Raw genomic sequence first — 26,919 nt, forward strand, 5'->3', positions numbered from 1 at the left:
GAGATCCGCCGGCCGCACGTCCCTCGTAACGGGCGACATAGTGTGGGGTCATGCCTCAGCGCCGATCCCACGTTGCTCCGTCCGCCGCGCAGACGGAACTCTCCGTAGCGCTCGCCGCTCTCCGGGAGTCTCTGGACGCTCCCGCAGATTTCTCCGCCGCGGTGCTGGCCGAGGCTGCTGCTTCGGAAGCCGCGACTCCAGAAATCGACCTGCGCGACGTCCCGTTCGCCACGCTCGATCCGCGCGGGTCTCGCGATCTCGACCAGGCCTTCCACCTCGAGCGGCGGGAAGGCGGATACACCGTTCGCTATGCGATCGCCGATGTGCCCGGATTCGTGGCTCCCGGCGGTGCGGTGGACGAGGAGGCCCGTCGTCGGGGCCAGACGCTGTATGCGGCGGACGGCACGGTCCCCCTGCATCCGAAGGTGCTGAGCGAGGATCGCGCGTCGCTGCTGGCGGATGTGGATCGCCCCGCGCTGGTCTGGACCTTCGCCCTCGATTCTGAGGGAGTCGTCGAGGACTTCCGGCTGGAGCGGGCCCTGATCCGCTCGCGCGCGCAACTCGACTACGTCAGCACCCAGGCGGCGCTCGACCGGGGCGAGGAAGGCCCGGCCACCCTGCTCCCGGAGATCGGCGCTCTGCGGATCGCACAGGAGAAGATCCGAGGCGGCGCGAGCCTGAATCTCCCGGACGAGGAGGTCGTGCGAGGAGTCGACGGAACCTATTCGATCGAACGTCGGCACCCGCTTCCCGTCGAGGAATGGAACGCTCAGCTGTCCCTCATGACGGGTATGGCGGCAGCTTCCCTGATGATCGAGGCCGGCATCGGCATCCTGCGGACGATGCCTCAGCCCGACGAGAAGTCCTTCGATGCGTTCCGTCATCAGACAGAGGCGCTCGGCCGCCCCTGGACGACGGGCCGATACGGCGACTATCTGCGCGAACTGGATCGCGCCGACCCCATGACCCTCCCGATCCTCGAGGCGGCGGCGTCGCTCTTCCGCGGAGCGGGCTACGTGACCTTCGACGGCTCTGTGCCGTCCGACATCGAGCAGGCGGCGATCGCCGCACCGTACGCGCACGCCACGGCGCCTCTGCGCCGTTTCGTCGATCGCTGGTCGCTCGCGATCTGCCTCGCCGTGTCCGAGGGGCGCGAGGTGCCGGTCTGGGTCCGCGAGTCCCTCGCTGGTCTCCCGGCACTGATGCAGGAGTCCGGTCAGCGCGCGTCCAAGCTCGATTCCGCGACGATCAACTGCGTCGAGGCTGCGCTGATGACTCCCCTGGTCGGCTCCACGATCGATGCGACCGTGATCGAGATCCGCGGCGAGCGGGCGACGGTCCAGATCGCCGACCCTGCCGTCACCGCTTCCGCCCCGATTCCGGACGGCGCCGTTCCCGGAGACGTCGTGCAGCTGCATGTCGTGCGCGCCGACATCAGCCGCGGTGAGATCGAGTTCTCGGTCTGACCGCCTAGGCTCTGGGCCATGCCGATCTCGCCATACCTGAGCGACCTCCGTGGGCGCGTGGGGCATGCTCTCCTTCTACTCCCCGCCGTCACGGCGGTCATCCGGCGGGACGATCGATTTCTGCTGTGTCGGCAAGCGCACGCGCGCGAGTGGGGACTCCTCGGCGGCGGAATCGAGCCACTCGAGAAGCCGGAGGACGCCGTCCTGCGGGAAGTGCGGGAGGAGATCGGCGTCGCAGCCACCATTCACGGGATCGTGGGGGCATACGGAGGCGAGGATCTGCTCGTGAGCTATCCGAACGGCGATCGTGTCGGATACACGACGATCGCCTACTCGTGTTCGATTCCGGTCGACGCGGAGTTGCAGTTCACAGACGGTGCGCTCATCGAAACGGGGTGGTTCACGACGACGGAGATCGCGCGACTTCCGCGCGATCGATGGGTCGACAGGATCATCGGCGATGCCGGCCGCCCCGGTGGGGTGCTGGCAGCGGATCAGATGAGCGTGGTTGAGAAAGCCGTGTGCTACGTCATCGCGGAGGATCGCCTGCTCGTCTTCACCCACGACGACACCGACATACTCGCCACCGGCGTTCAGGTCCCTGCGGGAACCGTGCGGGATGACGAGAGCGCTGCACAGGCGGCTGAGAGAGAATTGTTCGAGGAGACCGGACTCCGCGGCGCCGTGACGCGCAGCCTCGGCACCGAGTTCTACGACCTCGCCCCGCTCCGCGATGAAGTGGCACTCCGACATTTCTTCCGGTTGGAGGTCGTTGATCCCGAGGTCTCCGCTGTCTGGCAGGCCGGCGAAGCCGATCCGGCGACCGGCGACTCTCCCATCTCATGGACATGCCGGTGGATCCCGCTCGCTCAGGCGCATGTGCTCGCCGGTGGCCTCGGTGCTCGACTCGGCGCAGCGCTCCGCTGACGCCGGAACGCGCACGGACGGTCGTTACTCTTGCGACGTGGACCACTTCACTGTCGCTGAACGATTCGTCGCCGCCCGCTACCCAGGCGCAGCCGTCGCCATCGTGGCGGGAAGCACCGCACGCAGCGCGCGCACCCCGACGAGCGACATCGACCTGCTGCTCCTCGGAGAAGAGCTCTTCGACGCCGACGATCAGACGAGCGAGGCCTCGACTCAGGTGTTCGAGGGCGAGATCTTCGAGGTGTTCGCGTACACACCGGCGGGTTTCGACGAGTGGGCCGACCGAGGCATCGCACAGCACCGCCCGGTGACCGTGCACATGCTCATCGAAGGCACCGCGATCCGAGACGACGGACGCCTCGCCGCTCTCCGCCGTCGTTGGCAGAAGGTCCTCGACACGGGTCCCTCACTCAGCACGCAGGAGTGCGCCTTCCGTCGCTACGTCATCACCGATGTGCTCGACGACCTCAGGGATGCGGCAGACCCCCTCGAGCAGCAGGTCGAGGCCGCCATCCTGTTCGAGAGGATCGCGGAGCTCATGCTCCTCAGCGAGGGACGCTGGATCGCGACGGGCAAATGGCTTCCGAGGCGGCTCCGGGACTTCAGCAGCGAGCGCGCCGAGCTGCTGAGCACCCCGCTGCTCGACCGCGATTACGCGACGTTCGCCGCCCGTGTCGAAGACGAGCTCGACCGCGCAGGCGGCCGGGTGCAGAGCGGCTTCGTGCGCTGAGCGATCTCGTGTGCTGAGCAACCTCAGGAAGCGGGCACGGCACGCGTCGTCATGACCAGAAGCTGCGGATCTGTCAGGTCGAGCGTCACCGAGATCGAGACGAACTCGGTGAGGGATGCCACGTGCGTGCCGCCGCACAGGATCTCCGCCGTCCCTTCGGGCAGCTCGCAGTGCCAGCTGCGACGATCCACGATCGTCGGGCCCTCGGTCACCACGCGGCTCGACGCACCCGACGCGACCCAGTCGGCCAGCCGGGCGTTGATCGACGCCTCACGATCCGCGAGTGTCGCGGCGAACGTCTCGGTGTCGAAGCCCGCCCTGCGCAGGCTCTTGCCCAGGCGGTACTCGTCGACCGCGCCGTCCGCGTGGATCCGGCTGGACTGATTGGCCTTGCCCTCGAAGTTCGGCGCGCCCAGAGCATCCTCGCCCGGATCCTTGCGCCACAAGTCCGCAAGGGCAAGATCGAGTGCCAGAGACGCCAGATGACACGCGGTGTGACCTCGGCTGAGACCGGCCCGACGGGACGAGTCGACCGACAGTTCCACGCGTGCGCCCTCCACCAGCCAGGACGGGGTCTCTCCTTCGAGCGGATGACCGACGAGCCACGTCCAGCCCTCAGCGCCGCGCTTCGCTGGGATGTCGGATCCCACCGCGAACTCGCCCTCGTCGGACACCGCGGCCATCAGAGCCTCGGTGACGCGGACGGCGGCCCCCTCGATAGCGATCTCGCCGCTGTCGCCCGGCTGATCCGGCCAGGTGTGATCGACCGGATGGAACGGCGTCGCGTCCACGACGACGACCGTGCCCGCGGACGTCGATTCTACCCGGGCGACAGTGCTCGATCCCGAGACATCGCCGCCGGCGAAGGACACGACGGTTGACGAGGACATGGGGCTCCTTGAGAGGTTCATGACGAGCGCCGCCCCCGCAGGAGGGGTCGTGCGATCGAATCAGTGGGACGGCGGGATGGTGAAGCTCGCGAGCCTGTCCCCGTCGACGACGAGGATCCCATCGGATTCTCCGGTGAAGACGCTGCTGGTCCACCCGAATCGGATGCGGGTGGTGTCGCCCTCCGTCGTCGCGGACAGGACCGTCATCCGGGCTCCGGCGCCGATCGCGTCGGTGTCGGCCCAGCTGCGCACGCCGTCGCGCCCCGCTTTGACGGTGCCCCAGTCGCTCACGAAGCCCTCTTCAGTGAAGGCACCGACGAAGGCATCGGTGTCGGCTGCGTTGATCGCATCGACCAGCGCCTGGACGGGGGCTGGTACGGCCGGCTTCGGCGACGTCATCTCACGCGTCCCGACACTCAGACCGTGACGACCTGCGCGGTGCCGAGCGGCGCCTCGGGTCCCATGTCCGCGGCGATCCGGTTGGCCTCTTCGATCAGTGTCGCGACGATGTCGGCCTCAGGCACGGTCTTGATGACCTCGCCCTTGACGAAGATCTGGCCCTTGCCGTTGCCGGAGGCGACTCCGAGGTCTGCCTCGCGAGCCTCGCCAGGTCCGTTCACGACGCAGCCCATGACCGCGACGCGCAGCGGCACCGTCATGTCCTTGAGGCCCTCGGTCACGTTCTCGGCGAGCGTGTACACGTCGACCTGCGCGCGTCCGCACGACGGGCACGAGACGATCTCGAGCTTGCGCTCACGGAGGTTCAGCGACTGCAGGATCTGGTGCCCGACCTTGACCTCTTCGGCGGGCGGCGCCGAGAGGGACACACGGATCGTGTCGCCGATGCCCTCGCCGAGGAGGATGCCGAACGCCGTGGCGCTCTTGATCGTGCCCTGGAACGCCGGCCCTGCCTCGGTCACGCCGAGGTGCAGGGGCCAGTCGCCTCGCTCGGCGAGCAGGCGGTAGGCCTTCACCATCACGATGGGGTCGTTGTGCTTGACCGAGATCTTGAAGTCGTGGAAGTCGTGCTCCTCGAACAGCGATGCCTCCCAGACAGCGCTCTCGACGAGCGCCTCTGCCGTGGCTTTGCCGTACTTGGTGAGGATGCGACGGTCGAGCGATCCGGCGTTCACGCCGATGCGCAGTGAGACGCCGGCAGCCTTGGCGGCCTCGGCGATCTTGCCGACGTTGCCGTCGAACTCGCGGATGTTGCCCGGGTTCACGCGCACGGCACCGCAACCGGCATCGATCGCGGTGTAGATGTAGCGCGGCTGGAAATGGATGTCCGCGATCACCGGGATCTGACTCTTCATCGCGATGATCTTCAGCGCGTCGGCGTCGTCCTGATGAGGAACGGCGACACGGACGATCTCGCATCCGGATGCGGTCAGCTCGGCGATCTGCTGGAGAGTCGCGTTGATGTCCGTCGTCTTCGTCGTCGTCATGGACTGCACGGTGACGGGAGCGTCACCGCCCACGAGCACCTTGCCCACCTTTATCTGGCGAGACTTCCGTCGCGGGGCGAGGACTTCGGGGATCTTCGGCATCCCAAGGTTCACTGCTGGCACAATCCCCAGCCTACGCCGCCTGGATGCACACAGGCTGGATGTCGGACGGCTCGGGTCGCCGGTCATACGGCGGGGTGAGTATTCGACGGTGTGATAGTTTTCAGCCCATGCTCGCGAACTTCACCTGGTGGCCCGCCTCTTAGGCGGTGTGTTCGCGTTCCCACGAATCCAGACCGCCTCCGGGGCGGTCTTTTCGTTGAGCCGAGCCGGAGCCACGCACAGGAGACACCGATGACCCTCTCACGTCTTGCCGAGCTCACCGCAGATCCCACGGCCTCGTTCGTGCTGATCGCGCGCGACGGCGCGGACACCGTCGAGCTGCTCACGGGCGAGGTCGTCGACGTCGACCTGCTCGCCGACATCCCGCTCACGATCGACGGGACTCCGCGCGAGATCTTCGCCATGGTGCCGTACCGCCAGGTGCGCGAGCGCGGATTCGTCGCCCAGGATGACGGAGCGCCGCTGCGCTGCATCGTGGTCGACGAGCACCTGCATCTTCCGGCTCCTGCGCTGATCGCCGATCTGCCGGCCGCCGCCGTCCCCCTGCGCGACGGCGGATTCGACATCGCAGACGAGGAGTACGCCGCGATCGTCGAGACCGTGATCGCCGACGAGATCGGCCGAGGCGAAGGCGCCAACTTCGTGATCCGCCGCGACTTCACCGCCGAGATCGACGTCGACGACCGCACTGCCGCCCTCACGTGGTTCCGCGCCCTGCTCACACACGAGCGCGGCGCCTACTGGACCTTCGCCGTCGTCACGCCCGGGCACATCGCCGTCGGCGCGAGCCCCGAGGCGCACGTCGTCGCCCGCGGCGGCGTCGTCACGATGAACCCGATCTCGGGCACCTTCCGGCACCCCGCCGGCGGTGCCACCAAGGAGACGCTGGTCGACTTCCTCTCCTCCACGAAGGAGACGGAGGAGCTGTTCATGGTCGTCGACGAGGAGCTCAAGATGATGAGCGCCGTCTGCTCCGACGGCGGTCGCATCACCGGGCCGCACCTCAAGGAGATGTCGCGCCTCACGCACACCGAGTACATGCTCCGCGGGCGCAGCGCGCTCGACCCCCGCGACATCCTCCGCGAGACCATGTTCGCGCCCACCGTCACCGGCTCGCCGATGCAGAATGCGTGCGCGGTCATCCGCCGCCACGAGAAGAAGCCCCGCGGGTACTACTCCGGTGTCGCGGCGCTGTTCACCCCGAATGTCGAAGGCGGGCACGATCTCGACGCCCCCATCCTCATCCGCACCGTCTATCTGAAGGACGGCTCGCTCAGCGTGCCCGTGGGAGCTACGCTCGTGCGCCACTCCGACCCTCACGGAGAGGTGTCCGAGACACACGGCAAGGCGGCCGGAGTGCTCGGCGCGATCGGCGCGATCGACCGGGACAGTGCCGCTGAGGCACGCGAGGACGCGGATGCACCGGGCGCACCGCAGTCCCTCGCCGCCGACCCGACGGTGGCCGCGCTCCTCTCTTCGCGCAACGCGCGTCTCGCGGACTTCTGGCTGAACCCCCAGGGCGACGACCTCACAGGTCCGTTCGCGGGGAAGACGTCGATCGTGGTCGACGCCGAGGACCGTTTCACGACGATGCTCGCCCACCAGCTCCGCCACCTGGGGCTGGACGTCACAATCCGGGCGTGGAGCGAGGTGACCGATGCGGAGCTCGACTCCGCCGACCTCGTCGTCGCCGGCCCCGGCCCCGGCGACCCTCGCGACACCGACAGTGCTCGCATCGCCCGGATGCGACAGGTCGTCTCGGGCCGCGTCGCCGCGGGCGCACCGCTGCTCGCGGTCTGCCTGAGCCATCAGATCCTCAGCGACAGCCTCGGCATCGACCTCGCCCCGCTCGGTGCACCGCATCAGGGTTTGCAGAAGGCTGTGCCCGTCTTCGGCGAGGATGCGTCGATCGGCTTCTACAACACCTTCACCGCCAGGGTCGCACCGGGGACCACGTCCGTGGGTGCCGCCGAGGTGTCCGCCGACCCCGCGTCAGGAGACGTCTACGCACTCCGCGGCGAGCACTTCGCATCGGTGCAGGGCCACCTGGAGTCGATCCTCTCCCGCGACGGCATCCGCACTCTGGAGCGTCTGGTCTCGCACGCGCTCGCCTGAGCGGCGCTGCGGCCGGTCTGCTCAGCCCCCGAAGAGTTTCACCGGGTTGAAGAGATCGGCGAGCAGCAGCACCGCGCCCATCGCGATGAGCAGCGTTGCGACGACGACGGTCAACGGCACCAGCCTGGTGGCGTCGACGGGCGCGGGCGGCGGACGACGGAACAGCTTCGCCCAGGCGCGACGGATGCCGTCCCACAGTGCGACGACGACGTGACCTCCGTCGAGCGGCAGCAACGGGATCAGGTTGAACACGAAGAGGGCGACGTTCAGCGAGCCGAGCAGGCCGAGCAGCACCGAGAAGCGGTTGAGGACCGGCGCGTCGGTGGCCGCCACCTCGCCGGCGATACGACCGACGCCCACGACGCTCAGCGGTCCGTTCGGATCCCGCTCGCTGCCCGTCACCAGGGAGACACCGGTCTCCCAGATACGGACGGGGAGCGTCAGGATCATCGAGCCGACGCGAGCCACGGTGTCGCCCGCCATCTGCGGGCCTGCTGACAACGGCTGCTGCACGAAGCCCATCTGCGCGCCCATGCCGACGTAGCCGACCTCCTTGACCACGGGCTGACCATCGCCTGCGATGACCGGCTGACCGCTCGCGTCCGTGATGGTGCGCTCAGCCTCGATAGGCGTGATGGTCAGGGTCTTCTCTGCCCCGTCGCGGAGTACGACGAGATCGAGCGTCTCGCCAGGAGCCGCCTGCACGATCGCGGTCGCCTCCGCGAAGGTCGACACCGGCTGACCTCCCACGGACACCAGCACATCGCGAGGCTTGATTCCCGCCTCCGCGGCGGGCGTCGCCGGATCATCGGCCGAGCACTCCGTCGCCGTGGAACCGGCCGGAAGCACGCACTCGCTGACGGATGCGATCGTCGTGGTTCCCTGCTGCACGCCGATACCCGACACCAGGACGGTGAAGATCACGATCGCGAGGAGGAGGTTCATCAAAGGGCCGCCGAGCATCACGATGACGCGCTTCCACACGGGCAGGCGGTAGAAGACCCGATCCTCTGCGCCCTCCGCGATCGTCTCGTCATTCGCGGATCGTGCGTCCTGCACGAGAGCCCGGAAAACGCCCTTCGCGGGTCCCGATGCTGTGGATGCCGGGTACATCCCCGACATCGAGATGAAGCCGCCGAGCGGCAGGAGCTTGAAGCCGTACTCCGTCTCGCCGATCCGCTTGGACCAGAGCCTCGGACCGAAGCCGATCATGTACTGGCCGACACGAACCCCGAAGAGCTTCGCGGGCAGGAGGTGGCCGACCTCGTGCAGGCCGATCGAGAGGCCGAGGCCGATCAGCATGAACACGATGCCACCCAGATAGAGCAGTGCTTCCACTCCCCCAAGCTAGTGCTCGCAGCCTAGGAATAAGCCCCACGCCGCGACAGGGCCCGCCGGGCAGGCCCATTAGGCTTGTCGGGTGACCTCCCGCCAGCTGCGACTCCTGCGCGCGGCTTCGGCATCGACGGTCGCCACGCTCCTCGCTGCGACGTCTCACACGATCGCCGGGGGTGCCGCGCCGCATCCGCTTCTCGTCGTCGCCGTCATGACGCTCGTCGTCCCGATCGCCGCTCTGATCATCGGCGGGCGCGCCTCACGGCTCCGGGTCGCGGCGACCGTGTCGGTCAGCCAGGCGGCCTTCCACATCGTGTTCCAACTGCTGGGCGCTCCGACCGGGACCACCGTGCTCTCCGGGCATCAGCATCACCTCGATCTCGCCTCCCTCGGCCCGATGGCTGCGGCGACCGCCCCCGACCTGCTCATGGTCATCGGCCACCTGGGTGCCGCGGTGATGACGACCGCACTGGTCTGGCACGGCGAATCGATGGTGCGTGCGGTCGCCGGGTGGATGCAGGCGCAGCTGCGCCGTGCGGTCACCGCCTTCCGCGCGAGCCACCGGCATCCGACCCCTCCCGTCTTCGCCCTGCCGCTGCTGGTCGATCGCGCTCTCTCCCTCTCTCTGTCGCGTCGAGGCCCCCCGGCGATCATCTGATCGTCACATCGCCTCACCGAGGCGTTTCCTCACCCCGCGGATGCCGCGCCCATCTCTGCGCGCCCGCACGACAGCAATCAGGAGTTCCACCATGCGTTCCACCACCCGTCGCAACACCAGCGCCCGCCGCACCCCCACCACCCGCCGCAACGTCGCCGCCGGACTCATCGGAGGCGCCGTGCTGGCCCTCGCGATCCCCGCGATGGCCAGCGCCCACGTCAGCGTCAGCCCGGACGAGCTCACCGCAGGAGACCACGGCGTGCTCACCTTCTCGTTCGCCCACGGCTGTGACAACTCACCCACCACCTCGCTGAAGGTCACGATGCCCGAGGGGCTCGCCTCGGTCGCACCCACCATGGACAGCGACTGGACGATCGACATCGAGAAGGGCGACGACGGCCTCGTCAGCGCCGTGACCTACACCGCCGTGACACCGGTGCCGAACGAGCTGCGCGGCGCCGTCAGCATGTCTGTCGGGCTCGACGAGAACACCCCCGATTCCCTCGCGTTCCCCGTGATCCAGACCTGCGTCGACGGCAGCACCGAATGGACGCAGCTCGCAGAGGATGGCGAGGACCCGCACAGCCTCGACGCGCCAGCTCCCGTGGTCGAGGTCGCCGCCGCGGCCGCAGACGGTCACGGCGAGCACGACGCTGCGAACGACGCCGAAGACGCGGACGACGCCGATTCTGCTGCCGCCGATGAGTCAGGGGCTTCGAACGCGCTCGGCACGGCGCTGGGCGCAGGCGGCCTCGTCGCGGGCGTCGCCGCGCTCATCGTCTCCGTGCTGGCCTACCGCCGCAAGGTGTGACGTCCCGGCGCGTCTCCTCGGCTCGATGGGGCCGAGGAGACGTGCCGCACCCCGTGATCTCTCCGGAGCCGTGAGATCATGGATGCGACATGTCGATTGAACAACAACCGAGCCTGCCTCCCGTGCTCCGCCCCGCGAACCCGCCCCGGCGTGAGCTGTCCGAACTCGCCTCTCGATTCGCGCGCGACGTCCGCGGGGAGGTGAGCGGTGTCACCCTGTCGGGGATCACGCTCGCCACCGCCGACCTCCGCCCCGGCGAGGCCTTCGTCGCGATCCGAGGCGTGAACCGCCACGGTGCCGAATTCGCGGTCACCGCCGCCGAGAAGGGCGCCGTCGCGATCATCACCGACGAGGCCGGCGCCGAGATCGCGGAGCCCGCAGGCCTGCCCGTGATCGTCGTCGACGACCCGCGCGCGGTTCTCGGCGCGTTGAGCGCCTGGGTCTACGGCACCGGAGCAGGCGAGCCTCTCCCGCTGCTGTTCGCGACCACCGGGACGAACGGCAAGACGAGCGTCTCGCACCTGCTCGAGGGCATCCTCGACCAGCTCGGCGTCATCACCGGGCTCTCCTCGACCGCAGAGCGGCACATCGCGGGAGAGGTCATCGTCTCGAGACTCACCACCCCCGAGGCATCCGAGATGCACGCTCTGCTCGCGTTGATGCGCGAGCGCGACGTCGAAGCCGTGGCCGTCGAGGTCAGCGCGCAGGCGCTCTCGCGTCACCGCGTCGACGGCATCCGCTTCGATGTGGCCGGATTCACGAACCTCAGCCACGACCACCTCGACGACTACGCCGACATGCAGGAGTACTTCGAGGCGAAGCTCCCGCTCTTCCGCCCCGACCGCGCGACGCGTGGTGTGGTCTGCCTCGACTCCGCCAACGGGGCGATCGTGGTGGAGCGCGCGGAGATCCCGGTCGTCACCGTCGGGACGCCGTCCATCGCTGCCGACCCCGCTGCCGCCGCGAACGCCGACTGGGTCGTAGAGATCGACGACGAACGCGCGTCAGGGACCACTTTCACGCTGACGGGTCCTGCCGGATCCCTCACGACCACCGTTCCGGTGATCGGCCCTCACATGGCCGCGAACGCCGCTCTGGCTATCGTGATGCTGCTCGAGGGCGGCTATGCCTGGGACCGCATCGTGGCAGCCCTCGAGCGCGACGGCGGCATCGACGCCCACCTGCCCGGTCGCACCCAACTCGTGTCCGGTGACACGGGCCCCGTCGTCTTCGTGGACTTCGGGCACTCCCCCGACGCCTTCGAGAAGACTCTCGCAGCCGTGCGCCGCGTCACCCCGGGCAGAGTGCTGATGCTGTTCGGCGCAGACGGCGACCGCGACGCCAGCAAGCGCTACGACATGGCTCGCACGGCCGTCGAGGGCAGCGACATCCTCGTCGTCACGGACCACCACCCTCGCTTCGAGGACGCGGAATCGATCAGGGCCACTCTGGTCGCCGGAGCCCGCCGCGCACGCCCGGACGCGGAGATCCACGAGTACTCGCCGCCCGAGGCGGCCATCGTCGCCGCCGTCGGCCTCGTCGGCGAGGGCGACTCGATCCTGTGGGCCGGCCCCGGACATCAGGACTACCGCGACATCCGCGGAGTGCGCACCCCCTATTCGGCGCGCGAGCTCGCTCGCCGTGCTCTGCGCGCAGCGGGATGGCCGGTGCCGGACTCGCACTGGCCCGTGCCCTATCCCGACGAAGACTGATCACGGTCAGTGGCCGCAGCGACCGCTGCGGCCATTGTCGTCTCAGGCCTTGGCGATCAACTGATCCGCCTTGCGGCGAGCCCACTCCTCGGCCTCGGCAAGGGTCTCGACCGTGAGCGTCTGCGGCGGCTCATGGGCGTCGACCACCCGTGCGATCGTGTCGACGATCCCGAGGAACGGCAGTCGCCCTTCGTGGAACGCGTCGACCGCCTGCTCGTTCGCGGCGTTGTAGACCGCGGGGAACGTGGCTCCCGCACGGCCCACGGCCTTGGCGAGGGCGACGGAGGGGAAGGCTTTGTGATCGAGGGGTTCGAAGGTCCAGGACGTCGCCTGGGTCCAGTCGAGCGGGCGGCCCACGCCGCCGACGCGATTCGGCCAGTCGAGTCCGAGCGAGATGGGCAGACGCATGTCGGGCGGAGACGCCTGGGCGATCGTCGATCCGTCGATGAACTCGACCATCGAGTGCACGATCGACTGCGGATGCACGACGACCTCGATGTCGTCGTAGGCGACGTCGAACAACAGGTGGGCCTCGATGACCTCGAGCCCCTTGTTCACGAGCGTCGAGGAGTTCGTGGTGACCATCCGGCCCATGTCCCAGGTGGGATGGGCGAGGGCCTCCTGCGGAGTCACCTCGGCCATCTCGTCGCGCGAACGTCCGCGGAACGGTCCGCCGGATGCCGTGACGACGAGACGTCGCACCTCGGCGTGGGTTCCACTGCGCAGCGCCTGCGCGATCGCGGAGTGCTCCGAGTCGACGGGGACGATCTGATCGGGGGCCGCAGCCGCGAGAACGAGCTCGCCGCCGACGATGAGCGACTCCTTGTTCGCGAGAGCGAGAGTCCGCCCTGCCTTCAGCGCCGCGAGAGTGGATCCGAGCCCGATGGATCCGGTGATCGCGTTGAGCACGACATCGGCATCGACGTCCCGCACCAGCTGTTCGGCCTCGGCGGCGCCGAGCGCCGTGCTCTCGACCTGGAACGTCTGGGCCTGCTCAGCGAGCATCTCCGCGTTCGAGCCAGCACCGAGGCCGACGAGTTCGAATCGACGGGGATTGGCGCGGATGACGTCGAGCGCCTGCGTGCCGATGGAACCTGTGGAGCCGAGGACGATGATGCGACGCATGCCGCCAGCCTATGGCAAGCCCTCGGCCCCTCAGCCCTTACGGGGCCTGCTCGATGGGCGTGGTCGCGAGGATGTCGACGACGAAGACCAGGGTCTCGTTCTGCAGTTCGTTGCCCTCGGATGCGCCGTAGCCGTCCTTCGGGGGCATCGCGACGACGACCTGGGATCCGACCTGCTGGCCTTCGAGCGCCATCTTGAAGCCGGTCACGACGCCGCTCGTCTGGAACTGCGAGGGCTCTGCGTCGCGGCTCCAGCTCGAGTCGAACTCGGTGCCGTCCGACCACTTGACTCCGCGATACTGCACGGTGACCAGGTCACCGGCGCCGACGACGGCTCCGTCACCCTGCTTGAGGACCGCGACCTCGGTCTCGGTAGGAGCATCCGAGTCCGGGATGGTGATGGTGGGAGAGCCGGCATCGTCGAGCTCGACGGTGGGCATGCCCTCGGTCGCATCGACATCAGAGCCGGAGGCGGTCTTCGGGAGCTGCTCGATGGTCTCGACGTAGAGGACGCTCGGGTTCATGCCCTCCTGTGCGGCCGGCAGCGTCAGAACGATGCTCGAGCCGATCGGGAGGCACTCCGCGGCGACGGTGAAGACGGTCGACTGGGTGGGGTCCACGATCTGCTGCGGCTGCTGCACCGCGAGAAGAGCGGACAGCACGCCGTCGGGGCCGCGCTCCGAGGTGCTGAGCACCTCGTTGGTCGTGGCATCCACGAGCTGGTAGCGCAGCGAGACGAGATCGCCGGGCATGACGTCGTCGCCGTCGCCCTCGACCACGACGGAGCGCTGGGCTTCGGCGAGATCGGCATCTGCGGGAACAGTGACCTTCGCGTCGGCTCCGGTGCCCTCGACGGACACGGCGTCGGAGCCTGCGCCCGAGGCCAGGTCTGCGAGGCAGGAGCTCTGCGCCGACGGATCGGGCGTTCCTGTCGATTCCGGTGCAGCATCGCCGGAGCACCCGGCGAGGAACAGGGTCGCCGCAGCGACGGTGGACAGGACGATGAGCGGACGCTTGCGCACAGTGAGACCTCAGGATCGCGGGCGGGACACCTCATCATCCCCCATACCCCTTTGTCGATGCTGGGAGGCGCGCTCTGGCGCTTCATTCCCACCGAGGCATGGATCCGGGGGTAATCTGCTCTGATGACGTCAGAGCAGTCCGTGGAGCCCGAATCCTCGCCCGCAGAGACTGAGAAGCCTCGTCACGCCGGTTTCGCTTACGCGCTAGGCCGCAGCCTCATCACGCCTCTCGCGCGCACGATCTACCGCCCTCGCATCGAGGGAAGGGAGAACGTCCCGAAAGACGGCCCCGTCATCTTCGCGAGCAATCACCTCTCATTCATCGACTCGATCGCGATTCCGGTCGCGGCTCCGCGCCCCGTGCACTTCCTGGCGAAGTCGAGCTATTTCGAAGGACCGGGGCTCAAGGGCTGGTTCAGCAAGACCTTCTTCGAGTCCATCGGGGCGATCTCGGTGCGCCGCGGCGCAGGCAAGGCCGCTCTCGATGCACTCGAGGTGCAGCGTCAGCTGCTCGACGAAGGGCTCGCCGTCGCGCTCTACCCCGAGGGAACTCGCTCGACCGACGGACGTCTGTACAAGGGACGCACCGGGGTCGCCTTCCTCGCGCTGCAGACCGGCGCACCGGTCGTCCCCGTGGGGCTGATCGGCACCGACAAGATGATGCCGGTCGGTGCCAAGGTGCCGACGCTCAAGGAACGCATCACCGTGCGGTTCGGTGAGCCGCTGGATCTCTCCCCTCACGGCCCCGCCACGAGCGGTCGCGCGCGTCGGCTCGCGACCGACGAGATCATGGCGGCAATCCATGCGCTGTCCGGGCAGGAGCTTGCCGACGCGTACAACGAGGCGCCGGCTCAGGGCACGATCGAGAAGATCAAGCAGGCTCTCCCGCACGAGCGACGCTGAAGTCTCGGATCTCCTGATCTCCTGATCTCGGCCGTCGCGCGGCGCCGTCCGCCGCGGCTGGACACCGCCCGCATCGTCTGCGGACCTAGCTCTGTGCGCGCACCGTGGCCTCGTGACGCACGGGGAAGTTCATCGAATTCGCGATGAAGCACCACGCGTTGGCCTGTGCGTGTGCGCGCTCGGCGGCGTCGATCATGGATGCATCGGCGACCACGACCTCAGGGCGCAGCATCACTTCGACGAAGGCGCCACCACCCGTGCCGTCCTCACGCATCATGCCCGAGGCGGTGTCGCGGTACGAGACGACCACGACACCCGCAGTGACGCAGGCGTGCAGGTACGAGAGCAGATGGCACTCGGAGAGCGAGGCGAGCAGGAGGTCCTCGGGATTCCAGCGCGACGGGTCGCCGCGGAACGGCTTGTCGGCGGATGCCAGAACGTCGGGCTTGCCCTCGACCTCGAGCGTCACGTCGCGGCGGTAGTCGCGATAACCGCTGGTGCCCGTGCCGGAGTTCCCGGTCCAGGTGGACGTGAGTGAGTAGCGGTGCTCGCCGAGAGGCGCGGGACGATCTGCCATGCCGACAGTCTGCCAGCCGCGGCGAACCTCGGGAACTGCTCTGCCCTGGCACAGCCCCATGCCGAACCGACGATATCCTGGGGAGGTGCTGGAGACTCTCACCGTTCAGGATGCCGTAGAACTCGCCGTGGTCGAACGGAGCGGGTTCGTCGAATCCCGCCATGCCGGAGCGGCCGTGGTCCTCTCCCCCGACGGCGACGTCATCGCCCGTCACGGCAATGCGGATGCGCTGATCCTTCCGCGATCGAGCCTCAAGCCGCTCCAAGCGGTGGCGTGCATCACGGCCGGCGCCTCTCTCGAAGGCGAGCAGCTCGCCATGTCGACCGCGAGCCACAGCGGCACGGACCGGCATGCGTCCGTCGTGCGCGACGTGCTCACAGAAGGCGGACTCACCGAAGACCACCTCGCCTGCCCACCCGCGTGGCCCGGAGACACGTCCGCCCGCGACGAGCTGGTGCGCGAGCACGGGGCACAGACCCGGATCCGTATGAACTGCTCCGGCAAGCACGCGGCGATGCTGCGGGCCTGTGTCGCCACGGGCTGGCCCACCGACGGGTACCTCGATCCCGCGCATCCGCTCCAGGTGCACATCCGCGATGTCATCGAGCGCCTCACGGGCGAGAAGGTCGCCCACACAGCGATCGACGGATGCGGCGCGCCGGTGTATGCGCTCACCTTGACCGGCCTCGCCCGGTCGATCCACCGGATCGGGACCGCCTCTGACCGCTCCCCCTTCGCTCTGCACCGTGTCGCGGGCTCGCTGGTGCGCGCGGTCCGCGAACACCCCTGGACGATCGACGGCCCCGGTCGCCCTGACACGATCGCCATCGAGAAGCTCGGGGTCTTCGCGAAGGGTGGCGCCGAGGGCGTCATGGTCATGGTCGCCCCGAACGGCACCACCGTCGCCCTGAAGATGCTCGACGGCGGCGCCCGCGCCTCCACGATCGTCGCTGCGACGCTCCTCGCACGCGCAGGCGGACTGACCGACGCCGAGGTCGCGACGCTCGGTGCCGCGCTGTCGCTCGAGGTGCTCGGCGGAGGGGCGGACGTCGGAGTCATCCGGCCCGGCAGCGGCATCTGAGGCCACGCGCCCCAGGCTGATCCTTCTCAGGGAGGCCGCGACCGTCCTCGGGTGCGCCGACATCACCGCGTGCCGACGAGCGCGGGGATCACCACTCGCCGGGGCGCGGAGTCTCCCGACAGCGACCATGCTCGTGCTGCATGGAGACGCGAGTACGGAGGGAGTTCCCGTACGCCCGCCAGTTGCCGCAGGTCCGTCGGGTTCTCGGCTCTCACGAGCACCTCGCCTTCACCGCGAATCCGCTGCCACAGAGCCCAGTGACGCTGCCAGCCGTCCGACTCGCCGACCAGGATCACCGGGCGACCTGAGTTCACCGCCTCGACCGGCTCGCCCGAGACCGACAGGACATCGCACTCGAGATACGCACGAGCCAGTGTTTCGGCGACCACGGCGGCGCCGGGTGTGACGAGCGCGTTCACTGCTGACCGTGGACTCCACGGGGCATCCTCGTCGGCGTGCGCCGTCGCGCGCCGCAGGCCCGTCGGGCGGAGTCTCTCCTCCGGAACCCATGTGATCTGCAACTCACGGTCCCCCATTCGCAGGCGACCAGGCGGACGATCGCGGTCGTAGCCGTCGGACTCGCCGCCGGCGGCCAGATGATCGACACGGCTCGGCATGCGCAGCAGCCCACGTCTCGGCAACGAGTCGAGCAACCTCCCGACCTGCCCTGCCGCCCGCGTCGCCGTCACCACGAAGGTGGTGCCCCCGCCACTGCGCAGAACCTGCTCCCACAGCTGGGCCAGATGCTGTCCGTACTCGATCGGCAGGTCGTTGATCTGGGCATCGATGTCGTCGCAGAGCACGAGTTCACGCCTCGGCGCACGACCCGACACGAGTGCGACGACCGCGTCCCAGGCGCGCTCCGGATCACGAGGAATCCACAGCGCCTCCGGATGCTGGCTCGCCAGAGCACGCAGGGCCGAGGTACGGCCGGAGCCGGGAGCGCCGATCAGGGCGATGCCACGATCCGAGCCGACCGTCAGGACCTCGAGCGGCTGACTCTGATGCTTCGGGTCGTCGACCCGCCCGAGGATCAGCTCTCCTCGCGCGAGCATCTCGCGGCTCAGATCGGCCAGAGGAAGGACCGCCGGCAGCGCGGGGAGCCAGGGGCTCTGAGGCGTCTCGACCCCTGCCCAGGTCACGGCGACAGCACGGAGGTCTGCAGCGCCGGTGAGGGCGACCCTCAAAGGAAGCGGGTCAGAGTCCTGGGGGCGACGGGCGAGAGCGAGCCCCCTCGACTCCACGCCACCCGGGAGGTCGGCGGCCGCGTCCGTGCCGATCACCGCGCGACTGTCTGCGGCCTCACCCACACGCAGACTCACCCGCAGCGGGCAGTTCGCCGCGAGCGCGTCCCGGATCACCCCTGATGCGCGCTGGGTTCCGAGGATGAGATGCATGCCGAGCGCTCTGCCGCGAGCGGCGATGTCCGTGAACACGACACCGAGATCGGTGTGTTCCTGCAACAGCGCAGCGAACTCATCGACGACGATCACCAGCCTCGGCATCACGATCTCTCCGATGTCGCGCGCGCCGGCCGCTGCAAGCACCGTCTCCCGTCGACGCAGCTCCGCCGTCAGGCTCGAGACGCCGCGCCGTGCTCCCCGTTCATCGAGATCGGTGATCACCGCCGCGACCTGCGGGAGCGCCCGCAGCGGCTCGAACGCGGTTCCGCCCTTGAAGTCCGCAAGCACGAAGATCACGCGCTCCGGGCCGTGCACGCTCGCTATGGCCGTCACCCAGGACACCAGAAGCTCGCTCTTGCCGCTGCCGGTCGTCCCCGTGACGATGGCGTGGGGCCCATCGTCGACGATGTCGAGAATCAGGTCGTCTCGCTCACCCCTGCCTATCGCGGCCGGCAGCCCGCTCCGCGACATCGGTTGGGTGAGATCCTCGAGCCGCACTGCAGCGGGGAGAACGTCGAGATCCTCCGCGTCGTCGACACGAGACTCGCCGATGACTGCGGCCTGGGCGCGGGACAGGCACTCCGCAGACACTTCGATGATGCCCTCGGGTGTGCGCACTGTCGCGCGATGCGGTTCGACGATGTCGATCACCGTGATGATGCCCTCCGGCACGTCGTCGTCGCGGGCAAGCAGCCAGAACATCGCATCCACCGCCGGTCGCGTATCACCGCTCCGCGCGATGCCCAGCCGGAACGCCCTGCGACGAACGGCCCCGGCATGAGAGAAAGCGGACACTCCCCATTCATCGAGATGGTCTCCCACGATCGCGAGTTGCGCGGCGCCGAACCGCAGACACAGCTGGACGACCAGTGCTCGTGCCGCGGCATCGACGATCGGCGCAGCACCGCGCAGCGCGACGCCACTACCGAGAGCCACGGCGATCGGCACCTTCTCGAGCCGGCCGCACCTCGAGCGGAACTCCCGCTCGCGCTCTCCATCCCCTCCTGCCGCCCTGACCGTGCTCCGGGCGATTCCGCTGCCGACGACGATGTCGGTGCCCGCCTCGGGCGCATCGAGTCCGCGCAGCGGGGACTGCTCCAGGCACGACGCGGCGTCCGGCTGCCGGTGCCAGCGGATCTGACGCTCTTCATCGTGAAGCCGGGCGAGCTGGGCCTCTGCCGCCGACCAGGCCACGGCGCTCTCCGCTTCTGCCAGCCGATGCGCCTTGCGTCGGGAGCGCGCACCGTCGATCAGCGAAGCGAAGATCATCAGTGGTCCGAGCGCCGCGAAGCACAACGAGAAGAGCGAACCGGTCACGAGCCAGAGGACCACACCGGCGACCACCGGCACGAGCGCCGCGATGAACGGGGTCGGCGGTCGGCGCGGCGGGGCGGGGGCAGCAGGGATCGTGATCGGCAGGGAGTCCATGCCGATCAGTCGACACCATCGAGGGGCCGCGTCGGGCGCCCTCCACAGCAGTCGGGACCTATTCGGTGGGAGCGTCCGATGTGGAGGAAGATTCGTCCGCTACCTGCACGATGACGAGCGTCACGTTGTCACGCCCGCCGTTCTCGAGAGCTGCGGCGAGCATGGCATCGACAGCCGCCGCAGGATCGGCGTGCTCACGGAGGAAATGCTGGATCCCGTAGTCCGTCAGCTCTTTCGTGAGGCCGTCCGAGCAGATCACGAAACGATCTCCGGCGCGTACCTCGAGAGTGACGTAATCGGGAGCGGTCAGCTCGCTCGCACCGACAGCGCGAGTGATGACGTTGCTGTACGGGTGCCCCTCGGCCTCTTCCGGGCTGATCTTGCCCGCGGCGATGAGCTCCTGGACGACCGAGTGGTCGGTGGTCACCTGCACGAGACGGTCGTCGCGAAGAAGATAGACCCGCGAATCGCCGATGTTGAGTGCGGCCCAGTGCGGCTCGTCATTCTCGAACTCGAGGAACACTCCGGTGAGTGTCGTTCCCGTCCCCTCGTCGGTCGTCTCCGGGTGGTCGGCGATGTCACCGACAGCCAGCTGGAGAGCACCCTCGATGGACTCACGCTCGACGGATCCTGAAGCGACGACGGCCTCGAGCCGGTCGACCGTGCTTCGGCTCGCGATCTCGCCACCGGCATGGCCGCCCATGCCGTCCGCGACGATGAACAAGGGATAGTCCGCGAAGAACGCGTCCTGGTTCGTCTCGCGTCTCTTGCCGACGTCGGTGACTCCTGCCCAGGAGAGCAGCAGCGTGCGCTGCGCAACCGTGACGCTTCGCGTCTTCGTCCTCGTGTCAGACACTCGTCGCCTCCGAAATTCCTGCGGGTCGGGCCGCGCCGGGATACTCACACATCGTAGTGGACACAACGACGCTCGCACCGCGCCCGGGTCTCGGCAACGCGAGAAGAACGGTGGCGCCGACCCGGCGCTGCGACGTGAGCATTCCCCCACGCTATCGCCTTCACCCGACACGCCTGGAATCGGCGAACACGATCCCAATACGCAACAGAGCCCCCGACCGGAGTCGGGGGCTCTGCATCACGTGATCAGGCCGGAGGCTGCGTGGGGTTCGTCGGCGGCACGGGCGGTGCTGCCGGCGGAGCTGCGGGCGGTGCCGGCGGGACCTGCGGTGCGGCAGGAGGTGTCGACGGTGCTGCCGGGGGCACGCCGGGAGCCGACGGCGCCGACGGAGCAGCGGGAGGCGCATAGCCCGGCTGAGCGGGCGGCGCGTAGCCGGGCTGAGCCGGGGGCGCGTAGCCCTGAGGAGCAGGAGGTGCGTAGCCCTGGGGAGCGCCGTAGCCCTGAGGGGCGCCGTAGCCGGGGCCGGCCGCCGGACGCGGCTGCACGGGGATGCCCTGCCAGACGGTGCGGTCGGCGAGGAAGCCGTTGTTCGCCCACGATGCCGGAGCGATGTTCGGGTTCCAGCGCGACTTGTCGAAGGCGTTGATTCCGAGCCACACGAGAGAGAGGAAGACGTACAGGATGACCCAGACGGAGTCCTTCTGCAGCTTGAGACCGACGCGCCACGCGGCGAGGACCGCGACGATCGCGAATCCGATGCCGACCAACCAGCCGAGAACCGGGATCCAGGTTAGCAGGCTGGCGAAGACGAGCCACGGGCTCACATCGCCGAGCTTGAAGAAGATCATGAGGTTGTAATACGGAACCCAGGCACGCCACTTGCCCTCGACGCCCGCCTTCTCGAAGATCTTCATGAGGAACAGTGCACTGAGCACGTAGCCGCCGACGGCGAAGACGAAGATGAAGATGGCGTAGATCGCCCAGAAGGCGGCCGCTGCGGCCCCGCCCCCGTCGTAGTTATACGATGACGCGATCGCCGCGCTTACGTCGCCGATAAATGAGAACATGAACCCCTCCGGATCCGATGGAGCAGACGCCTTGCGCGCCGCGACACCCACCATAGCGGGGTCGCGATATACGGGGCAACGACACACGCAGGAGAGGCCGCCTGTGTGACGCTGTGTCACTCGGAGACGACGAACTCCAGGATTCCGGGCTCCGGCGCGTCTCGGAGCACGATACCTCGCGACTCGGCCCAGGTACGCAGGGTGCGCACCGACCGCACGCGCGGGCGGTCTTCGGCAAGCGCCCGGGTCAGCAGCCCTTTGGACTTCTTGTTGAAGTGGTTGAGCGCACGCCCATGCTCGGTCACCACCCGCACGTACGCGGAGGGGACGGAGGCAGGCACCGGCCCGAGCGCGACGTAGGCCTCGCTTCGCAGGTCGAGGACGAACGCCGGGTCCTCCCCCGCTATCGCCTCGGTCGTCGCGTCCGCCCAGTGACGGCGAAGCGCCGACAGTCCCGGCAACGATGTGCCGGCCGCCAGCCGGTATGGCGGGATGGCGTCGAGAGCACCGATGGGCCCGAGCGGCGCCGAATGGATCCACGCATGCGATCCGAGCCAGCGTCGGGACGCCGACGACAGCGTCTGTGCGTCGAGGGCATCGTAGAGCACTCCTGTGTAGCGATCCACCGCGGGCATCGTCGCGGCGGAGCGCAGCATCCGGTTGTGGACCACGTCAGCCGCCTGCTTCGGGCTCAGCTTGAGCACCTTGAGTGCGGCCGCCTCGTCGGCTGCGAGATCGACGAGCGCGTCGATCACGGCATGACGTTCGCCGTGCAGACCGGGAAGCGCGAGCGCGCTGACATCGAGGGGGGCGCCGTTCCCGCCGGGGCGCTTCGTCTCTGACGGAGGAAGCAGGATCTTCATGGGACCTCTGGGGATACAGACGCGTCCGCCTCGGCTCCCACTGGGGGCGCCGAGGCGGACGCGATGAACTGAACTGATCAGGCGATGAGAGCCGCGTTGCCCGCCACGATCGTCAGGACGTCGCTCTCCATCGAGAGGAACCCGTCCTGTGCGTTGGCGAGCACCTTGGTGCCGTCCGTCTGCGTGATGCGGACCTCGCCCTGGGCGAGGATCGCCAGAACCGGCTCGTGGCCGGTCATGAAGCCGATCTCACCTTCGACGGTCTTGGCGACCACGAGGCTCGCCTCTCCCGTCCAGACCTCCGCGTCTGCGGAGACGAGGCTGACATGCAGCGCCATGGTCAGCCGTTCTCCTTCTGGATCTTCGCCCACTGCTCTTCGACGTCGGAGATGCCACCGACGTTGAAGAAGGCCTGCTCGGCGACGTGGTCGAAGTCACCGCGCGTGATCGCATCGAAGGACTCGATGGTCTCCTTGAGCGGGACGGTCGAACCCTCGACGCCCGTGAACTTCTTGGCCATGTAGGTGTTCTGCGAGAGGAACTGCTGGATGCGACGTGCACGCGACACGACGATCTTGTCCTCTTCGGAGAGCTCGTCGACACCGAGGATGGCGATGATCTCCTGCAGTTCCTTGTTCTTCTGGAGGATCTGCTTCACCGTGGTGGCGACGCGGTAGTGGTCCTCGCCCAAGTAGCGGGGGTCCATGATGCGCGACGTCGAGGTCAGCGGGTCGATGGCCGGGTACAGACCCTTCGACGCGATCTCACGCGAGAGCTCCGTGGTGGCGTCGAGGTGGGCGAACGTCGTCGCCGGGGCCGGGTCGGTGTAGTCATCGGCGGGCACGTAGATCGCCTGCAGCGAGGTGATCGAGTGGCCACGGGTCGAGGTGATGCGCTCCTGAAGGAGGCCCATCTCGTCGGCGAGGTTCGGCTGGTAACCCACGGCGGAGGGCATGCGGCCCAGCAGCGTGGAGACCTCGGAACCGGCCTGCGTGAAGCGGAAGATGTTGTCGATGAAGAGCAGCACGTCCTGCTTCTGCACGTCACGGAAGTACTCCGCCATCGTCAGAGCCGAGAGCGCGACGCGCAGACGCGTTCCCGGCGGCTCGTCCATCTGGCCGAACACGAGGGCCGTCTTGTCGAAGACACCCGCCTCTTCCATCTCGTGGATGAGGTCGTTGCCCTCACGGGTGCGCTCACCGACACCGGCGAACACCGACACACCACCGTGGTCCTGCGCCACGCGCTGGATCATCTCCTGGATGAGGACGGTCTTTCCGACACCGGCGCCACCGAACAGACCGATCTTTCCACCGAGCACGTACGGCGTCAGGAGGTCGATCGACTTGATGCCGGTCTCGAACATGGTGGTCTTCGACTCGAGCTGGTCGAAGTTCGGAGCCTTGCGGTGGATCGGCCAGCGCTCGGTGACTTCGATCGTCTCGCCGGGCTCGAGGTTCAGGACCTCGCCGATCACGTTGAAGACCTTGCCCTTGGTGACGTCACCGACGGGGACCGAGATGGCCTCACCGGAGTCGCGCACCTCCTGGCCGCGGACGATGCCGTCGGTCGGCTTCAGGGCGATGGCGCGAACGAGGTCGTCGCCGAGGTGCTGAGCGACCTCGAGCGTGATCTCGACGGACTCGTCGCCGATCGTGATCGTGGTCTTCAGCGCGTTGTAGATGTCGGGGATCGAGTCGTGCGGGAACTCGATGTCGACAACCGGACCGTTGACGCGTGCGACGCGCCCGACGACCGCGGTCGCCGGCTGGTCAGCCGTGGCGGTGGTGGTCATTTTCGTCTCTTTCCTGATGGTCTATTTGCTCGACGAGAGTGCGTCGGCGCCGCCGACGATCTCCGCGATCTGCTGCGTGATCTCCGCCTGACGCGCGTTGTTGCGCAGGCGGGTGTAGTCGGTGATGAGCTTGTCGGCGTTGTCGCTGGCCGACTTCATCGCCTTCTGCGTCGCAGCCTGCTTGGCAGCAGACGACTGCAGGAGAGCGTTGAAGACGCGGCTCTGGATGTACACCGGCAGGATCGCGTCGAGGACTGTCTCGGCATCCGGCTCGAACTCGTACAGCGGGTAGACAGCGCTTCCCGCTTCCGAGTCATCGGCTTCCGCGATCTCCAGCGGAAGCAGGCGCACGGATTCCGGCGACTGCGTCATCATGCTGACGAAGCGGTTGTACACGAGGTGGATCTCGTCGACGCCGCCCTCGTCCGCACCGCGGGAGAAGTCCTCGAGCAGCGTGGCCGAGATCTCCTCCGCCGTGTGGAACGACGGGGTGTCGGTGTCGCCGGTCCACTCCGCGGCCGCCGCGATGCGACGGAACTGGAAGTAGCCGACGGCCTTGCGACCGACGAGGTAGAACACCGGCTCCTTGCCCTGCCCACGCAGGAGCTCCGCCACCTCGAGACCCTCACGGAGGATCTGCGAGTTGAAGGCTCCGGCAAGGCCCCGGTCCGACGAGAAGATCACGACCGCGGAGCGGCGGATCGTCTCGGGCTCGCGGGTGAGCGGGTGGTCGACGTTCGAGTGCGTCGCGACGGCGGATACGGCCCTCGTCACGGCTCGCGCGAAGGGGCTGGACGCCTTGACGCGTGCCATCGCCTTCTGGATGCGCGAAGCCGCGATGAGTTCCATCGCCTTCGTGATCTTCTTGGTCGTCTGAGCAGAAGAGATCTTCTGCTTGTAGACCCTGAGTTGAGCGCCCATGAAATCAGTTCCTCACGCGATTACGCGCGACGACCCTTGACGATCTTCTCCTGGTTGACGTCCTCAGCCTCAGCTGCAGCGTGCTCCTCGTGACCGGGAGCGCCGATGGCCTGCCCCTTGCCACCCTGGAACTCCAGGAGGAAAGCGTCGGTGTGCTTCTCGAGCTCAGCCACCGTGTCGTCGTCCAGGACGTTGGTCTCGCGCAGGGTGTCGAGGACCTTCGTGTTGCGACGGAGGTAGTCGAGCAGCTCGCGCTCGAAGCGGAGGACGTCAGCGACCTCGATCGTGTCGAGCTTGCCCTTGGTTCCGGCCCAGATCGAGACGACCTGCTCCTCGACGGGGTACGGCGAGTACTGCGGCTGCTTGAGCAGCTCGGTCAGACGCGCACCACGGGAGAGCTGACGACGCGACGCCTGGTCGAGGTCGGACGCGAACATCGCGAAGGCCTCGAGCGAGCGGTACTGAGCGAGTTCGAGCTTGAGCGTTCCCGAGACCTTCTTGATCGACTTGACCTGAGCGTCACCACCGACTCGCGACACCGAGATACCCACGTCGACCGCAGGACGCTGGTTGGCGTTGAAGAGGTCGGACTGCAGGAAGATCTGGCCGTCGGTGATCGAGATCACGTTGGTCGGGATGTACGCCGAGACGTCGTTGGCCTTGGTCTCGATGATCGGAAGACCGGTCATCGACCCCGCGCCGAGCTCGTCGGACAGCTTCGCGCAACGCTCCAGCAGACGGGAGTGCAGGTAGAAGACGTCACCCGGGTAGGCCTCGCGGCCCGGCGGACGACGCAGCAGCAGCGAAACGGCGCGGTAGGCCTCTGCCTGCTTCGACAGGTCGTCGAAGATGATCAGGACGTGCTTGCCGCCGTACATCCAGTGCTGGCCGATGGCCGAACCGGTGTAGGGAGCCAGGTACTTGAAGCCGGCGGGGTCGGAGGCGGGAGCTGCCACGATCGTGGTGTACTCCAGGGCACCGGCCTCTTCGAGCGCGCCCTTCACCGAGGCGATGGTCGAGCCCTTCTGGCCGATCGCGACGTAGATGCAGCGCACCTGCTTGTTGACGTCGCCCGACTCCCAGTTGTCCTTCTGGTTGATGATCGTGTCGATCGCGATCGCGGTCTTGCCGGTCTGACGGTCGCCGATGATCAGCTGACGCTGGCCGCGGCCGACGGGGATCATGGCGTCGATCGCCTTGATGCCGGTCTGCATGGGCTCGTGCACCGACTTGCGCTGCATGACGCCGGGCGCCTGCAGCTCGAGCTCACGCGAGCCCTCGGTGGCGATCGAGCCGAGGCCGTCGATCGGGTTTCCGAGCGGGTCGACGACGCGACCCAGGTAGCCGTCGCCCACGGGAACGGAGAGGACCTCACCCGTGCGGGTGACCTCCTGTCCTGCTTCGACACCGGTGAAGTCGCCGAGGACGACCACACCGATCTGGTCCTGGTCGAGGCTCAGCGCGAGGCCCTTGGTGCCGTTCGCGAAGGCCACGAGCTCGTTGGCCATGACGCCGGGCAGGCCCTCGACGTGCGCGATTCCATCCGCTGCGTCGATGACGGTGCCGACCTCGGTCGCCGCTGCCCCGGTGGGCTCGTAGGCGGCGGCGAAGTCCTTCAGCGCGTCACGGATGACGTCGGGGCTGATCGATAGTTCTGCCATTGTCTT

At 68.1% G+C, this 26,919-nt stretch carries 24 protein-coding genes; 9 read left to right on the forward strand and 15 right to left on the reverse strand.

Going from position 1 to position 26,919, the window contains the following annotated elements; genetic code table 11:
• Positions 1-50 precede the first annotated feature (50 nt).
• Genes ASF80_RS04085 through ASF80_RS04100 form a run of 3 tightly spaced genes read left to right on the forward strand, consistent with a single transcriptional unit; the run spans position 51 to position 3,123 of the window.
• On the forward strand, positions 51-1,466 hold the full coding sequence (locus ASF80_RS04085) for an RNB domain-containing ribonuclease (protein ID WP_056308222.1): 1,416 nt from the start codon (positions 51-53) through the stop codon (positions 1,464-1,466).
• Between the two features lie 18 nt (positions 1,467-1,484).
• Complete coding sequence (locus ASF80_RS19235; RefSeq protein WP_082488177.1) at positions 1,485-2,393, forward strand: NUDIX domain-containing protein; 909 nt, start codon at positions 1,485-1,487, stop codon at positions 2,391-2,393.
• Between the two features lie 37 nt (positions 2,394-2,430).
• The gene (locus tag ASF80_RS04100; protein ID WP_157520973.1) at positions 2,431-3,123 is read left to right on the forward strand and encodes a nucleotidyltransferase domain-containing protein; all 693 of its coding nucleotides are present in this window, start codon (positions 2,431-2,433) and stop codon (positions 3,121-3,123) included.
• Between the two features lie 23 nt (positions 3,124-3,146).
• Here ASF80_RS04100 and ASF80_RS04105 read toward each other — a convergent pair whose 3' ends face one another.
• From ASF80_RS04105 to ispG, 3 genes are read right to left on the reverse strand one after another with little or no spacing between them, the layout of a single operon-like run.
• A complete protein-coding gene (locus tag ASF80_RS04105; protein WP_056308226.1) occupies positions 3,147-4,013 on the reverse strand; it encodes a hypothetical protein in 867 nt (288 codons plus the stop codon).
• Between the two features lie 60 nt (positions 4,014-4,073).
• On the reverse strand, positions 4,074-4,412 hold the full coding sequence (locus ASF80_RS04110) for a nuclear transport factor 2 family protein (RefSeq protein ID WP_056308228.1): 339 nt from the start codon (positions 4,410-4,412) through the stop codon (positions 4,074-4,076).
• Positions 4,413-4,429: 17 nt separating this feature from the next.
• Positions 4,430-5,581: a flavodoxin-dependent (E)-4-hydroxy-3-methylbut-2-enyl-diphosphate synthase gene (ispG, locus tag ASF80_RS04115; protein ID WP_187249498.1), complete on the reverse strand. Its 1,152-nt coding sequence runs from the start codon at positions 5,579-5,581 to the stop codon at positions 4,430-4,432.
• A gap of 231 nt (positions 5,582-5,812) precedes the next feature.
• Between ispG and ASF80_RS04120 the strand changes: the two genes are divergently transcribed.
• Positions 5,813-7,696 carry a chorismate-binding protein gene (locus tag ASF80_RS04120; RefSeq protein ID WP_056308230.1) on the forward strand — a complete coding sequence of 628 codons (1,884 nt, stop codon included), beginning with the start codon at positions 5,813-5,815 and terminating at the stop codon, positions 7,694-7,696.
• A gap of 21 nt (positions 7,697-7,717) precedes the next feature.
• Here ASF80_RS04120 and ASF80_RS04125 read toward each other — a convergent pair whose 3' ends face one another.
• Complete coding sequence (locus tag ASF80_RS04125) at positions 7,718-9,034, reverse strand: M50 family metallopeptidase (protein WP_120493112.1); 1,317 nt, start codon at positions 9,032-9,034, stop codon at positions 7,718-7,720.
• 82 nt (positions 9,035-9,116) lie between these two features.
• Between ASF80_RS04125 and ASF80_RS04130 the strand changes: the two genes are divergently transcribed.
• The 3 genes from ASF80_RS04130 to ASF80_RS04140 all read left to right on the forward strand — a co-directional run bounded on the left by ASF80_RS04130 (position 9,117) and on the right by ASF80_RS04140 (position 12,212).
• Positions 9,117-9,689: a hypothetical protein gene (locus ASF80_RS04130; RefSeq protein WP_056308232.1), complete on the forward strand. Its 573-nt coding sequence runs from the start codon at positions 9,117-9,119 to the stop codon at positions 9,687-9,689.
• A gap of 91 nt (positions 9,690-9,780) precedes the next feature.
• Complete coding sequence (locus ASF80_RS04135) at positions 9,781-10,500, forward strand: YcnI family protein (RefSeq protein ID WP_056308234.1); 720 nt, start codon at positions 9,781-9,783, stop codon at positions 10,498-10,500.
• Between the two features lie 89 nt (positions 10,501-10,589).
• Entirely contained in the window at positions 10,590-12,212 is a 1,623-nt protein-coding gene (locus ASF80_RS04140; RefSeq protein ID WP_056308236.1) for a Mur ligase family protein, read from the forward strand.
• 42 nt (positions 12,213-12,254) lie between these two features.
• Here ASF80_RS04140 and dxr read toward each other — a convergent pair whose 3' ends face one another.
• Together dxr and ASF80_RS04150 are read right to left on the reverse strand one after the other, a co-directional pair.
• Positions 12,255-13,337 (reverse strand): 1-deoxy-D-xylulose-5-phosphate reductoisomerase, encoded by a 1,083-nt coding sequence (dxr, locus tag ASF80_RS04145; protein ID WP_056308238.1) that lies wholly within the window; start codon positions 13,335-13,337, stop codon positions 12,255-12,257.
• Between the two features lie 37 nt (positions 13,338-13,374).
• Complete coding sequence (locus tag ASF80_RS04150; protein ID WP_056308239.1) at positions 13,375-14,358, reverse strand: FKBP-type peptidyl-prolyl cis-trans isomerase; 984 nt, start codon at positions 14,356-14,358, stop codon at positions 13,375-13,377.
• A gap of 123 nt (positions 14,359-14,481) precedes the next feature.
• Between ASF80_RS04150 and ASF80_RS04155 the strand changes: the two genes are divergently transcribed.
• Positions 14,482-15,261 carry a lysophospholipid acyltransferase family protein gene (locus tag ASF80_RS04155; RefSeq protein WP_056308242.1) on the forward strand — a complete coding sequence of 260 codons (780 nt, stop codon included), beginning with the start codon at positions 14,482-14,484 and terminating at the stop codon, positions 15,259-15,261.
• Between the two features lie 85 nt (positions 15,262-15,346).
• On the opposite strand, the gene ASF80_RS04160 is transcribed toward ASF80_RS04155, so the two are convergent.
• Positions 15,347-15,838, reverse strand: coding sequence for an OsmC family protein (locus ASF80_RS04160; protein WP_056308243.1), 492 nt, complete (start codon positions 15,836-15,838; stop codon positions 15,347-15,349).
• A 58-nt stretch (positions 15,839-15,896) separates the two neighbouring features.
• On the opposite strand from ASF80_RS04160, the gene ASF80_RS04165 reads away from it, so the two are divergent.
• A complete protein-coding gene (locus ASF80_RS04165; RefSeq protein ID WP_056308245.1) occupies positions 15,897-16,919 on the forward strand; it encodes an asparaginase in 1,023 nt (340 codons plus the stop codon).
• A gap of 62 nt (positions 16,920-16,981) precedes the next feature.
• On the opposite strand, the gene ASF80_RS04170 is transcribed toward ASF80_RS04165, so the two are convergent.
• The 8 genes from ASF80_RS04170 to atpA form a co-directional block, all read right to left on the reverse strand.
• Entirely contained in the window at positions 16,982-19,750 is a 2,769-nt protein-coding gene (locus ASF80_RS04170; protein ID WP_056308247.1) for an FtsK/SpoIIIE domain-containing protein, read from the reverse strand.
• Between the two features lie 58 nt (positions 19,751-19,808).
• On the reverse strand, positions 19,809-20,606 hold the full coding sequence (locus ASF80_RS04175; protein WP_056308249.1) for a PP2C family protein-serine/threonine phosphatase: 798 nt from the start codon (positions 20,604-20,606) through the stop codon (positions 19,809-19,811).
• 245 nt (positions 20,607-20,851) lie between these two features.
• Entirely contained in the window at positions 20,852-21,673 is an 822-nt protein-coding gene (locus ASF80_RS04180) for a large exoprotein (RefSeq protein WP_200934741.1), read from the reverse strand.
• Positions 21,674-21,789: 116 nt separating this feature from the next.
• A complete protein-coding gene (locus ASF80_RS04185) occupies positions 21,790-22,536 on the reverse strand; it encodes a YaaA family protein (RefSeq protein WP_056308251.1) in 747 nt (248 codons plus the stop codon).
• 77 nt (positions 22,537-22,613) lie between these two features.
• A complete protein-coding gene (locus ASF80_RS04190) occupies positions 22,614-22,874 on the reverse strand; it encodes a F0F1 ATP synthase subunit epsilon (protein WP_056308253.1) in 261 nt (86 codons plus the stop codon).
• Between the two features lie 2 nt (positions 22,875-22,876).
• Positions 22,877-24,331, reverse strand: a complete 1,455-nt coding sequence (atpD, locus tag ASF80_RS04195; RefSeq protein ID WP_045255375.1) for a F0F1 ATP synthase subunit beta — start codon at positions 24,329-24,331, stop codon at positions 22,877-22,879.
• Between the two features lie 21 nt (positions 24,332-24,352).
• Positions 24,353-25,252, reverse strand: a complete 900-nt coding sequence (locus ASF80_RS04200) for a F0F1 ATP synthase subunit gamma (protein WP_053095762.1) — start codon at positions 25,250-25,252, stop codon at positions 24,353-24,355.
• 20 nt (positions 25,253-25,272) lie between these two features.
• Entirely contained in the window at positions 25,273-26,913 is a 1,641-nt protein-coding gene (atpA, locus tag ASF80_RS04205) for a F0F1 ATP synthase subunit alpha (RefSeq protein WP_056308255.1), read from the reverse strand.
• Positions 26,914-26,919: the final 6 nt, after the last annotated feature.

The organism is Microbacterium sp. Leaf159 (assembly GCF_001423615.1).
GTDB lineage: Bacteria > Actinomycetota > Actinomycetes > Actinomycetales > Microbacteriaceae > Microbacterium.

Coding starts and splice junctions, on each gene's coding strand:
- ASF80_RS04085 (WP_056308222.1), top strand. CDS start 51: ATGCCTCAGCGCCGATCCCACGTTGCTCCGTCCGCCGCGCAGACGGAA.
- ASF80_RS19235 (WP_082488177.1), top strand. CDS start 1,485: ATGCCGATCTCGCCATACCTGAGCGACCTCCGTGGGCGCGTGGGGCAT.
- ASF80_RS04105 (WP_056308226.1), bottom strand. CDS start 4,013: ATGTCCTCGTCAACCGTCGTGTCCTTCGCCGGCGGCGATGTCTCGGGA.
- ASF80_RS04110 (WP_056308228.1), bottom strand. CDS start 4,412: ATGACGTCGCCGAAGCCGGCCGTACCAGCCCCCGTCCAGGCGCTGGTC.
- ASF80_RS04120 (WP_056308230.1), top strand. CDS start 5,813: ATGACCCTCTCACGTCTTGCCGAGCTCACCGCAGATCCCACGGCCTCG.
- ASF80_RS04135 (WP_056308234.1), top strand. CDS start 9,781: ATGCGTTCCACCACCCGTCGCAACACCAGCGCCCGCCGCACCCCCACC.
- ASF80_RS04140 (WP_056308236.1), top strand. CDS start 10,590: ATGTCGATTGAACAACAACCGAGCCTGCCTCCCGTGCTCCGCCCCGCG.
- dxr (WP_056308238.1), bottom strand. CDS start 13,337: ATGCGTCGCATCATCGTCCTCGGCTCCACAGGTTCCATCGGCACGCAG.
- ASF80_RS04155 (WP_056308242.1), top strand. CDS start 14,482: ATGACGTCAGAGCAGTCCGTGGAGCCCGAATCCTCGCCCGCAGAGACT.
- ASF80_RS04160 (WP_056308243.1), bottom strand. CDS start 15,838: ATGGCAGATCGTCCCGCGCCTCTCGGCGAGCACCGCTACTCACTCACG.
- ASF80_RS04165 (WP_056308245.1), top strand. CDS start 15,897: ATGCCGAACCGACGATATCCTGGGGAGGTGCTGGAGACTCTCACCGTT.
- ASF80_RS04170 (WP_056308247.1), bottom strand. CDS start 19,750: ATGGACTCCCTGCCGATCACGATCCCTGCTGCCCCCGCCCCGCCGCGC.
- ASF80_RS04180 (WP_200934741.1), bottom strand. CDS start 21,673: ATGTTCTCATTTATCGGCGACGTAAGCGCGGCGATCGCGTCATCGTAT.
- ASF80_RS04185 (WP_056308251.1), bottom strand. CDS start 22,536: ATGAAGATCCTGCTTCCTCCGTCAGAGACGAAGCGCCCCGGCGGGAAC.
- ASF80_RS04190 (WP_056308253.1), bottom strand. CDS start 22,874: ATGGCGCTGCATGTCAGCCTCGTCTCCGCAGACGCGGAGGTCTGGACG.
- atpD (WP_045255375.1), bottom strand. CDS start 24,331: ATGACCACCACCGCCACGGCTGACCAGCCGGCGACCGCGGTCGTCGGG.
- ASF80_RS04200 (WP_053095762.1), bottom strand. CDS start 25,252: ATGGGCGCTCAACTCAGGGTCTACAAGCAGAAGATCTCTTCTGCTCAG.
- atpA (WP_056308255.1), bottom strand. CDS start 26,913: ATGGCAGAACTATCGATCAGCCCCGACGTCATCCGTGACGCGCTGAAG.